Genomic DNA, 10,029 nt, shown 5'->3' with positions numbered 1-10,029 from the left:
ACTTTAGGATTTTCTTTATATTTACTGCACACAACAACGTATAAACTGCATTAAAACGACAGCTTATACACAACGTTAGGTGTAATTCCAACATAACTTAATTGATGACAGAAAATGATTTAAATAATGAGCTAGAAAAACTACAGTCTGAATCTGTTAATAATGGTGGGATATGGAGATTTTTAAAGTTACCAATACCTGACAACAATAATATTAAGGATTACTTCAAGAATACGGAGAAAGATGTAAGACTTGACTCAGTACTTAATTCGAGGACAAAAGAGTTAATAATGGAATCAATTGACCACTGGTCATCTTATTCTGGACCTTGTCCTGAACGCACCAAAAAAAGTGTCAACTTTGACAAACTAAAGGTAAGTTTTGTTAATACTCTTTTTGCCTTTGTAGAGAAAAAAGAAATCATTGACTTATATCGTGTTGAAAACTGCGATTCGTGGTTAAACAAAGTTATTGAATCAGGTATTGACCATATGAATGAAGATTATATAATTCAAACAAACAACGGCAGTTATGTCCTACATTTAGGATTTAGCTCATAGTAAAGAGAATGAAATTCGATAAAGAAATAAACCTATTCGAACTGACTGAAAAAGTAGTTGATAAATTTCGTTCTGAAAGCGGACTAACATTGACTGGATACGAGTTTGAATTCAAATTTAAACGTGACTGGAATTGTCCAATAAATCGTATTAATATTAATTTTTTCATTTTTGGAGAAGATTATGCTCATACCCAATTTGACGAAAAATATAACTCTGTTGATAAAGTTATCGAATTGTTATTTGTTCATTTAAGAGATGACGCTGGAATTGAAGATTTAAAGGACGGACTCATTATGGCTAAACGTCATAATATAGAATTAAGAACTGAAGAATTAACAAAACAAATTAAGTTAATGTCGAAACAACTTCTTGAATCGAATGGGCTAAATCCCCTAATCATTAACGTGGATGAAAAATATCCATACAATTCATTTTATGATAATGGATTTCCAGTTGTTCAATATCAAGTATACAATTTGGATGGCTCTATAAAACTCTATTATGACCTTGATTTCAACTTAAGAGGTTTTAGAGAAAATGAAATCAGTGAAAGAGTTGAAATTGAAATAAAAAAACACCTAACAATGGCTAAAAAATCATAGCTGCCCTGCGGGACAGCAACGCTTTTTAGCCGAGACGTTATGCTTTATTTCGAAAACCTATTTAATAATTCAAATCATTATGATAGGATTGAACAACATTTATAAAGAATATAAATTAGTCTATCTTGACACAAACGTCATAAGTAATATTTGTAAAAAAGGAGATTTAAGCAATAAGTTTATAATTAAATACCCTATTGATAAAAAATATCTTATTTGTTTTAGCACTTACACATTATATGAAATAGCTAAAAACAAAACTTTGTACAAAGACTTCAAAAAATTTTATTCTGCATATCCTTGCTTGTTAGTAATTTCATATTTCCCTTTAGGTGTAAAGGAAATGGATTATATCGCTGGAAATACACCTCTTGTAAATCCTATTTTACTTTCTCCCCAAGGAATAACATTTGAAGGAAAATCACTTAACCCCAACTCGCTTGAACTTTTATTAAATAAACCAGAAATAAAAGCTTCTTTTAAAAATATTCATAATTACACAACCAAATATTACAATGAAGTAATATCTGTATTAGACAAACCTGAATTTAAACACATTAATAAAGATAATATCAAGAATAAAAAAGGAGATTTTGTTAGAACATTTATGCGATATGAAATAAAACATCGATTTTTAAATGGGAAAAACGTAGAAATCGACAAGAAGAAACTCAAAAAAATGAAATCTTTAGACGTTCTGGCTCATGCTATTTTTTATAAATTTTTTTCTGACAAACAAAGAAAAAAAGAACAATCAGACATTATAGATATTCTTATAATGACAACTACACCATATGTGGATACTTTTATATCAGAAAATAATGCAATTGACATATTAAAAAAAATCAAAAAACAAACAACAGCAATTAATAATACTAATTTACAAACATTAGCCACTTTAAATAATTGACACAAACAAAGCATAACAAAATGTATAGTTAATTGCTTGTAGATTTAATCCTTCGGACTAAATCTCGCAAAACCAAAAGCCAATCACTTTTAATTAACTTTACAATCAAAAAGCGCAAATAACAATACACAAACCGTTATGTGCAAGCCCTTCTATTTATCATAATAAGGATTTCATTAAGACCTCTTCTTTAATTATAAAATTTCACCATTTACCTAAATTGATAATGAGGAATCTTTTTTAAGTTAAAGCTGAAATAATAACTACTGTTAATTTAGAAACTTTGAATTTTGGCCCAGCAAATAACGGTGTGTATATTTAAGTTGCGGAATACTCAATATTTTAAACAAAAGCATCTTATTTTTAACTTGTAGCTTTTTATTAACTTTACCAGAAAAATCGCAAAAAAACATACACAAAACGTTAGCAATAATTATGAAAGCCTTAATTTCCTTAGTTCTACTATTAACAATTTCAAATGGTGTAGATATAGACAAACAAGTAATACCATATTCAATTGTCACGGCAAAATCAGATTTAATTGTAGAAGGAGAAATTAAGAACGTTTACGATGAAACATATGAATTTACCATTACAGACTTCATAAAAGGAAAAACCGGCGATACTATTTCAGTAAATAAATGGAAAGAGTGGATGTGTGATTCAAGACAGATTAAACATTTAAAAGGACAAAATCTCATTTTATTTTTACAGAAAGACCAACATGGTGAATATAAAATCATTAACGGGAGTACAGGAGAATTGATCATCAATAGTGACGGCAGTATATTACGCTATGATTATGAAAGATTGCCAAACAAATCTGTCGTAAAGAAAGGAATAAAAATGTTACTTAATTCTATTAGGTACAACGGAGAACTATACTCAAATGGTGAATTTGAGTTTTTAGTGAGTAAAACTGAATTTGAAAAAATGAAAAAAATGAATTTATTCTATTTCAAATCTACAAGAGGAATTACATATTGAAATAAACTATTGCTAACACGGTGTATAATTAATTGCGGCTGAATTTCCTCACCGGAAATTCAATCTTATTAATTACCTTTCCGCATCAACGGAAAAGAACTCACGTCCTTTTCCCGCAAAAAATCATACACAAATACGTTAGCTGTAATTTAAAAACTTTGAGACAAACCATTAGCATTATAATTTTATTACTATTTATTTCTTGTAAAAAAGAAATTAAGAAAAAAGGAGTTAAACTTAAGGATACTAATTTTGAATTGAGCCAAATAAATTATCCCGACATAAAAAAAATTGAAGAAATTAATAATGGAATTGAAATCGGTAAATCTTCCGGAATTAGTTTATCTAAAAGTTATTTTCCAGAAATTGACAAATACGAATTTGACCAACCAATTATTTACAAGAGAGATACTACAAATTCATCTACTTCTGTTTCTTATTTTTTTACAAAAAAAGATAGTATTGTAAGACTTGTTGAGTATAGTTGGTATCAAAATTCAAAAAAAGAAACTTTCATTGACTCATTATACCAAATAAATAAAAGGAGAATTTCAAAAATTTTAAAAACCAACGGAACTGAAACTTATAAGAAAGTTGATTATTGGTGGCAAAAGGAAAATCATTGGGATAATGATTCTATTCATGTTTTTAGTTTTATTTTCGGAATTAAAGAAGGTAAAAGAACAAGAGTTATTATACGATATAAATAAAAAAACTACAGCTAACAAAATGTATTATTAATTGCTTGCGGATTTATTCCTTCGGACTAAATCTCGCAAAACCAAAAGTTCATCACTTTTAATTAATTTTACAATCAAAAAATAGCAAATAACAATACACAAAACGTTACCAGCAATTGAATTGAATGGATATTAAAAGTCTAAATATGGAATCAAATCCTTTGAGTGATAAAATCATTCAAATCGGAAATACGTCTTTCAAATTATGGCTTGAATTTGAAGTATCTAGCCCTTGGAATGATCTTGAGAATGATTTCGCAAACATAGGAGTTAATACATTGGATGGGAGAAGATATGGAATTAACGTCTGGACGTATAAATTCCTTGAATCAGCAATTAAACAAGATGAAAAAAGTGGAGAAAATTTAAATGGACTTTATCTGACACCTCCTGATCTTTTTGTCAAAGAACTAACTAGAGATTGTATTGAAAGAACAATTGGTGACTTATTGGAGAAAGGAAATTTAGAAGAGTTACTAAATACTTCAATTTTTGAATTGGAATATCTTGAACCTTACTGGGATGCAATGGAAATGGAAGATAAGAATATTCAAGCTCTAATGAACGAACTCAAACTTGAGCTACCCGAAAATCATTTACTAAAGGAAAAGAAAATTGAATTAATAGCAAGAAAGACTAATAACGATCAAATTGTGTTGGAATTGGAAAATGGAAATATTGCTGTTACTCATTTGACATGGAAATCTAAAAAAGAAATTGATGGTTATCCAATAACAAGGATTTACAAAGACAAAATTGATTTTTGGAATCAGGAAATGAAATCTGACATTATTGAATTTAAAGAATAAAAAAAAGCTGGTAACAATGTATAACAAATCATAGCCGCCTATCGGCAGGCTACGCTTGTTATACTAAACGTTGTAAGTAATTTTAAAAACAATTTGACTGAAAAAGAAAAGAAAATATTTAAGTACGGAATCTTACTTGGAGAACTAGGAACTCTAGCTGAATTTAACAATAAAACTAATCAAGGTTATGAATTTGATTTGGACAGGTTGGATAAATCAAAAAATCTAAATTTTACTATTAAAGAAAAAATTAGTCATATTACTGATTCTTTTGAATTAATAAAAATTGAAAATCAAAATGCTTTTAAATACTTTACAAAAAAGCTAAAAGAAAAATGGTTTTTTGAATATCTAAATGAAAAAGAATATCACCTAACAGACAAATCAAATAGCTTTAATATGTTTTTTTCAGATTATCAACAAAAATATATCGTTGAATTTGTTGATTTCCTACTTCTGACATTGAATCCAATTAAAATCTATAAATCAAACTTGGTGATTTAAAAACTTATTACGCATCTGATTTTAATCATTATTGTTTTGAATGTGAAGATGCTTATTATTATTTTGAATTGAGTGTTTCTGACTAAAAAACTACTTACAACAAAATGTATAGTTAATTGCTTGCGGATTTAATCCTTCGGACTAAATCTCACAAAACCAAAAGTTCACCACTTTTAATTAACTTTACAATCAAAAATCGCAAATAACAATACACAAAACGTTAGGCACAAGCAATGAAAACACTAGCTTTAATAATAGGAAATAACGATTATTTTGAAGGTGCAAAATTAGATAATGCAGTAAATGATGCTACTTCAATAAATAAAGAGTTTAAACGATTAGGATTTGAAACTATTTTTAAATGTAACTGTAAGGCAGAAGACTATTCAACATTACTAGCTGAATTTGAAAAAAAAATATCTGAATTTGATGCTTCAATCTTCTATTATGCTGGTCACGGATTCGAACTTGAAGGAGAAAACTATCTTTCAGCCGTAGATTCTGAAATTCCACCTACAAGTAAATATTATGCTGGCAGATATAGTATCAGGTTAAATGAAATATTAGAAATACATAAAAAATATAATGATAAAATAAACATTACAATAATTGATGCTTGTAGAAAATCTTTCGATAGAAGTAATAGTAATTCAATTGCCCCAATGTTTGCTCCAAAAGGTTCTTTAATAGCTTTTTCTACTTCTACTAATGAAGGAGCAAGTGATATAGGTTTTGAAGGTAATAGCATATACACAGGAGCACTATTAAAATATATTGGCAGAGAGCGATTATCTGTCGAAGAATTGTTTAAAAAAGTTAGAAAAACAGTTTATGCTTTAAGTAATAGGAAACAAACAACTTGGGAACACACTTCATTAATAAATGATTATTATTTCAATATAGGGCAAAGAGTAGTTTCAACCTTTATTCCTTACAATGAAAATGTAGTAAAAGATGTGAATTATGACGAAAATGTAGATGATTTTAGCTTACTCATAAAAGAAGTTAGAATTTTAAACTGGCATAGACAAAATTCAGCGATTGATAAATTATTAGATTTTCAAGTAGATAAATTAGATAAAAATCAGTTATTCATTTTTGGAAGAAATTTACTTCAATCAAGTAATTTTGCTTATAGTTCTTCAGATTTTTTTGAAAACCTAGAAGAAAACGTTCTAAAATATTCAGTGAATGGAGAAAATCATCTATTAAATGGTATTCTTTATGAAATTTATTTCAATTCATACGGAGAGTTTAGAATGGACAATAGAAAAAATCATCACTTAGAAGAAGTACTATTATTAAGGAAAAACGACAAACTCTCTAACTCATTTGCATTTATAAAAGAGCTTTTAGAAGAGATAGATTTCAATCTTATTTATATACCTGAAAAAGAAGATAAATTTATTGATATTGACATTCTCGCTACTGAAAAAAATAAAACGGATAGTTTTAATAACATAGAAAATATCCAAGTTATAAGTTCAGTTAAATTCAATGGAATTGATATCACAAAGAAAATTATGACTTATGATGTTTATGGAGTTAATGAATTAGGATTAAAAAATGCCATTTCTTCTTTATTATCAGCTCCAAATGACTTAATACAAATTAACAGTAACATCCCATTGATTAAAATAGGCTTTTTTGACTATTCACCGGATGAAAAATGGTAAGCCAGTGCCTAACAATGTATAAGAAAACATAGGGCATTTGAGCTTAATCGAAAGATCTGTGTTAATTTGCAAAGTCGCCAAATATAAAATTTGGCGTTTACGAAAAATGATAAAAGCAAAATATTTATATTTGGCTAAGTACCAATCCGAAACGTATCGCTTATCACCTGCCCTACGTTTCTTATACGAGACGTTATAAGCAATTTGAAGAAAAGAAATTACATATCATTCCTTCTATTAATTTTCTTGTTTTCATGTCAGAATCATTTAATTGATAAAAATTATGATTTTAAAGCGACTAAAAAATTCATCAAACAATTAATAGAAAACGAAAAAGAAATTCATCAAGAAAAGAGTTTCATTAGTTCTAATTGTATTCTAGAGCACCCTGAATGGAGAACTTTTGACAATGAAGTCAAGCTAAAAATTCAAGAGGAATTAGGAATTGAGAATAAGGCATTTCTAGAATTTCAAATTGACTTGTTTAATAAATTCAAAATAACTAAAGATTTAACACCCAAAAAAAACATTATCACTAATGAAGAATATATTCAATTCAACGAATCATTTAATAAAAATGAATTTGCTTATTTAGATTGGTTAGATAAAATGGATTGTAAACAAGGATTTTCATCTATTTCTAAACCTTTATTTAATGAGAATTATAACCTTGCTATCATTCGTTTTGAAAAAATTTGCGGACCATTATGTGGTGGTGGATTATTAGCCTTATACGAAATAACAAAAGGTAAATGGAAACAAAAGAAAATATTAGACAGTTGGATAGATTAAAAAGCTTATAACAAAGTGTATTATTAATTGCTTGCAGATTTATTCCTTCGGACTAAATCTCGCAACACCAAAAGCTCAACCCTTTTAATTAACTTTATAAACAAAAAGCGCAAATAACAATACACAAAACGTTGCCAATAATATGAAAAAACTGATTTACATACTTACTTTTTTAAGTTTTCTTTACGGGTTTTCACAAAAAACAAAGACTGTTTCATTTTCGGAACTGAGTTTTGAGATAAACAAAGACTCGACTGAATTTAAAGTCAAAAAAGGGAAGAAATATTTAAATGGGAAATTCAAGTTGATGTTAAATCCTAAAAAGAAAAGATACAGTCTAAGCGAATTTAAAAATGGGAAAATAATTGGGCTTCAAAAAACATATTTGAATGGAGTTTTAAAGAGAACAACAGAATATAAAGATGGAAAGAAAAATGGATACGAAGCTCTTTACGATAATAATGGAAAAGAAATATTATTAAAAATACATTATATAGAAAATAAAAGACAAGGACAAATTTTGACGGATGAAAATGGGAATGAATATTATGTAAAAGGGAAAACTATTTCACAAGAAGAATTAGAACTCTACAGAAAAGATTATGATCGAAACTAAATACTATTGGCAACAAAATGTATAGTTAATTGCTTGCGGATTTATTCCTTCGGACTAAATCTCGCAAAACCAAAAGTTCATCTCTTTTAATTAACTTTATAATCAAAAATCGCAAATAACAATACACAAAACGTTGTGCAACATTAACGAATGAAATTCATTTTCAAAATATTAATTGGAATAGTCATTTTTATAATCTGTATACTTGGAATTTTTCTCATCGGAATCGGTTATTATAATTATGAAGAATCTAAGTTTTATAATATTATAATTCCAAAAAGATTGAATTTTGAAAAGCCCATAAAATCCTTTAATGAAAATCAAATAGATTCTTTACAAAAACTAAATGTTAACTCCGAAAAGTTAATTGTAAGTGGGAATGGCTTTTTCGGTTACGACTTTTATATGTGGCACAAGCCTACTGAAAAAGGAGAAATATTTATAAAAGCATTTGAATTAACTCAGAGCATTGAATTATCCGAAAAAAGATTAAGGACTAAAACGAATAACAAAATAACTGGATTAAGTAATAAATTCAAACTTTATAGAGGAAATACTATAATCGAAGAAGGAACTTTTGACAACTTCTACCCTGTTCGTTTTGAACTCTGGTTTAAATCTGAAAAAACTGGAAAAGAGAAAAAATTAAACGAAAAAAATTATGTTATTGATGGTTGGGATAGATAAAAATAACGTTGCACAACAAAATGTATTATTAATTGCTTGCGGATTTATTCCTTCGGACTAAATCTCGCAAAACCAAAAGTCCATCACTTTTAATTAACTTTACAACTAAAAATCGCAAATAACAATACACAAAACGTTACCTGCAAGCCCTAAAAAAAGTATGTTTAATATTTTTAAAAAGAAAAAAAAACTAATTGCCCCAACAGAAAGAAAACCAAAGACAATTCTCTGTATACCTGGGAATTGGGATAATAGAAATGAAATCGTAACTTCAATTGCAACGAACAACCTAAATGAGTTCATTTTTGCAGGAATGATTCTTTTAAATGTTAAAACGAATAAAGGTTTTGAACTTGAAATTTGTGAAATAGATGACAATATAAAAAATTCTTTTAAATGGTCAGGATTTATTAACCAACCCTCTGATGACTTTTTAAATAAATTAGATAAACTTAAATATGTTATCTATATATCAGCAAAAACTGGTAACTTAGATAATGCAAAAAATATTGCTGAAGCTGGAAATGCCATATTAAAATCTGGTGGAATCGGAATTAAAGTAGAAACAATTAATAAAGCATTTACTAAAGAAGACTGGAATAAATTATCATCCAATTTTACAGAAGCTAATATGTATGAAATGTTTGTTCGAGAATCAAGAATGGATAAACAAGGTATTCCCTATACTTACACCTGTGGAATGCATAACTTAGGATTTAAAGATAGTATTGTCTATGATGAAGAGTTTAAACTCTCTATAGATTTACTTTCTATTTTTAACCTTTATCAATTAATTGATAATCCAGAAATTCAAAAAGGCCAAACATTTAGCTCAGATTTAAAATCACCTATTTTCAAAATTACAGAAAGAAAAAAAGGAATATATACTGGATATGATACATTTGAAAACCCTTATGGTATATGGGAACTAAAAAAAGCCAGCAGGTAACAAAATGTATAGTTAATTGCTTGCGGATTTATTCCTTCGGACTAAATCTCGCAAAACCAAAAGTCAAGCACTTTTAATTAACTTTACAATCAAAAATCGCAAATAACAATACACAAAACGTTGTATGCAATAAGTCAGACTTTTGGTTTTTAAACACACTTATTGGTTGAAACTAAAATTAGGTAAAAACAGGA

Annotated in this window: 12 protein-coding genes; all 12 read left to right on the top strand. The window is 27.8% G+C overall.

Going from position 1 to position 10,029, the window contains the following annotated elements:
* Positions 1-104: 104 nt before the first annotated feature.
* The 12 genes from Q1A15_RS20760 (at position 105) to Q1A15_RS20705 (ending at position 9,835) form a co-directional block, all read left to right on the top strand.
* A complete protein-coding gene (locus Q1A15_RS20760) occupies positions 105-560 on the top strand; it encodes a hypothetical protein (protein WP_299628342.1) in 456 nt (151 codons plus the stop codon).
* A gap of 8 nt (positions 561-568) precedes the next feature.
* The gene (locus tag Q1A15_RS20755) at positions 569-1,165 is read left to right on the top strand and encodes a hypothetical protein (RefSeq protein ID WP_299628341.1); all 597 of its coding nucleotides are present in this window, start codon (positions 569-571) and stop codon (positions 1,163-1,165) included.
* A gap of 79 nt (positions 1,166-1,244) precedes the next feature.
* Positions 1,245-2,075, top strand: a complete 831-nt coding sequence (locus Q1A15_RS20750; protein WP_299628339.1) for a hypothetical protein — start codon at positions 1,245-1,247, stop codon at positions 2,073-2,075.
* A 435-nt stretch (positions 2,076-2,510) separates the two neighbouring features.
* Positions 2,511-3,062, top strand: coding sequence for a hypothetical protein (locus Q1A15_RS20745; RefSeq protein WP_299628337.1), 552 nt, complete (start codon positions 2,511-2,513; stop codon positions 3,060-3,062).
* 158 nt (positions 3,063-3,220) lie between these two features.
* Complete coding sequence (locus tag Q1A15_RS20740; RefSeq protein WP_299628335.1) at positions 3,221-3,772, top strand: hypothetical protein; 552 nt, start codon at positions 3,221-3,223, stop codon at positions 3,770-3,772.
* Positions 3,773-3,948: 176 nt separating this feature from the next.
* On the top strand, positions 3,949-4,611 hold the full coding sequence (locus tag Q1A15_RS20735) for a hypothetical protein (RefSeq protein ID WP_299628333.1): 663 nt from the start codon (positions 3,949-3,951) through the stop codon (positions 4,609-4,611).
* A 93-nt stretch (positions 4,612-4,704) separates the two neighbouring features.
* Complete coding sequence (locus Q1A15_RS20730) at positions 4,705-5,115, top strand: hypothetical protein (protein ID WP_299628331.1); 411 nt, start codon at positions 4,705-4,707, stop codon at positions 5,113-5,115.
* Positions 5,116-5,348: 233 nt separating this feature from the next.
* Positions 5,349-6,791, top strand: coding sequence for a caspase family protein (locus Q1A15_RS20725; protein WP_299628329.1), 1,443 nt, complete (start codon positions 5,349-5,351; stop codon positions 6,789-6,791).
* Between the two features lie 204 nt (positions 6,792-6,995).
* Positions 6,996-7,583 (top strand): hypothetical protein, encoded by a 588-nt coding sequence (locus Q1A15_RS20720; protein WP_299628327.1) that lies wholly within the window; start codon positions 6,996-6,998, stop codon positions 7,581-7,583.
* Between the two features lie 142 nt (positions 7,584-7,725).
* Complete coding sequence (locus Q1A15_RS20715; protein ID WP_299628325.1) at positions 7,726-8,199, top strand: hypothetical protein; 474 nt, start codon at positions 7,726-7,728, stop codon at positions 8,197-8,199.
* 150 nt (positions 8,200-8,349) lie between these two features.
* A complete protein-coding gene (locus tag Q1A15_RS20710; protein WP_299628323.1) occupies positions 8,350-8,886 on the top strand; it encodes a hypothetical protein in 537 nt (178 codons plus the stop codon).
* A gap of 160 nt (positions 8,887-9,046) precedes the next feature.
* On the top strand, positions 9,047-9,835 hold the full coding sequence (locus Q1A15_RS20705; protein WP_299628321.1) for a hypothetical protein: 789 nt from the start codon (positions 9,047-9,049) through the stop codon (positions 9,833-9,835).
* Positions 9,836-10,029: the final 194 nt, after the last annotated feature.

Source organism: uncultured Tenacibaculum sp. (genome assembly GCF_947495995.1).
GTDB lineage: Bacteria > Bacteroidota > Bacteroidia > Flavobacteriales > Flavobacteriaceae > Polaribacter.
This window is presented reverse-complemented; position numbering and strand designations above follow the sequence as displayed.

Excerpts from the sequence above, each read along its gene's own strand:
- Q1A15_RS20760 (WP_299628342.1), top strand. The coding sequence starts at position 105 with ATGACAGAAAATGATTTAAATAATGAGCTAGAAAAACTACAGTCTGAA.
- Q1A15_RS20725 (WP_299628329.1), top strand. The coding sequence starts at position 5,349 with ATGAAAACACTAGCTTTAATAATAGGAAATAACGATTATTTTGAAGGT.
- Q1A15_RS20755 (WP_299628341.1), top strand. The coding sequence starts at position 569 with ATGAAATTCGATAAAGAAATAAACCTATTCGAACTGACTGAAAAAGTA.
- Q1A15_RS20735 (WP_299628333.1), top strand. The coding sequence starts at position 3,949 with ATGGAATCAAATCCTTTGAGTGATAAAATCATTCAAATCGGAAATACG.
- Q1A15_RS20750 (WP_299628339.1), top strand. The coding sequence starts at position 1,245 with ATGATAGGATTGAACAACATTTATAAAGAATATAAATTAGTCTATCTT.
- Q1A15_RS20710 (WP_299628323.1), top strand. The coding sequence starts at position 8,350 with ATGAAATTCATTTTCAAAATATTAATTGGAATAGTCATTTTTATAATC.
- Q1A15_RS20745 (WP_299628337.1), top strand. The coding sequence starts at position 2,511 with ATGAAAGCCTTAATTTCCTTAGTTCTACTATTAACAATTTCAAATGGT.
- Q1A15_RS20715 (WP_299628325.1), top strand. The coding sequence starts at position 7,726 with ATGAAAAAACTGATTTACATACTTACTTTTTTAAGTTTTCTTTACGGG.
- Q1A15_RS20705 (WP_299628321.1), top strand. The coding sequence starts at position 9,047 with ATGTTTAATATTTTTAAAAAGAAAAAAAAACTAATTGCCCCAACAGAA.